The organism is Streptomyces sp. 5-10 (assembly GCF_014712245.1).
Taxonomy (GTDB): domain Bacteria; phylum Actinomycetota; class Actinomycetes; order Streptomycetales; family Streptomycetaceae; genus Streptomyces; species Streptomyces violaceusniger.
This window is the reverse complement of the sequence record NZ_JACVYG010000231.1, coordinates 1-576: the sequence shown is the minus strand read 5'-3', so window position 1 is coordinate 576 and position 576 is coordinate 1. Positions and strand designations below refer to the sequence as shown.

The following is a 576-nucleotide window of genomic DNA, read 5'->3' as shown; positions in this document are numbered from 1 at the left end:
CTGCCGGAGCCCGAGGGCGCGGCCTACGCGTCCCGCGCTTACGAACCCCCGGTCGGTGAGACGGAGACGCTGCTGGCCGAGGTCTGGGCGCGGGCCCTTGGCGTTGAGCAGGTCGGTCGCCATGACAATTTCTTCGAGCTGGGCGGGCATTCACTGCTCGCGGTGACGCTCGTGGAGCGGCTGCGGACGCTCGGGTTCGAGACCGATGTGCGCACACTGTTCGAGGCGCCCACGGTGGCGCAATTCGCAGCCGCATTCGGAACCAGTGCCGCCGTGGTCGAGGTTCCACCGAATTTGATACCAAGCACCCCTACAGAAGACCCAGACGGCGACAGCGGCGAAGTGGAGATCGAGCTGTGAACCTCGAAGAGGTTTTTTCCGAACTTAACGCCAGGTCCATCAAGCTTCGCCGTAATGGGGACAAAATCGTCGTCCGTTCGGATGAGAAAGTCATGGACGCCGAATTAGTGGAATCGCTTCGCAGGCACAAGGAAGCGCTCCTCGAGCACATCGATCTGAGCCCGACAGAATGGTGGAGCCCACCGGCGGTGATTACGCCGGATATGGTGCCGCTGG

2 protein-coding genes are annotated in these 576 nt (G+C 62.7%); both read left to right on the top strand.

The features are described 5' to 3' along the window. On the top strand, positions 1 to 360 hold a 360-nt coding region (locus IEJ02_RS47955; protein ID WP_191070528.1), incomplete at its 5' end, for a phosphopantetheine-binding protein. Next, a partial coding sequence (locus IEJ02_RS47950; protein WP_191070527.1) for a TubC N-terminal docking domain-related protein occupies positions 357 to 576 on the top strand: 220 nt, incomplete at its 3' end. The genes IEJ02_RS47955 and IEJ02_RS47950, both read left to right, overlap by 4 nt.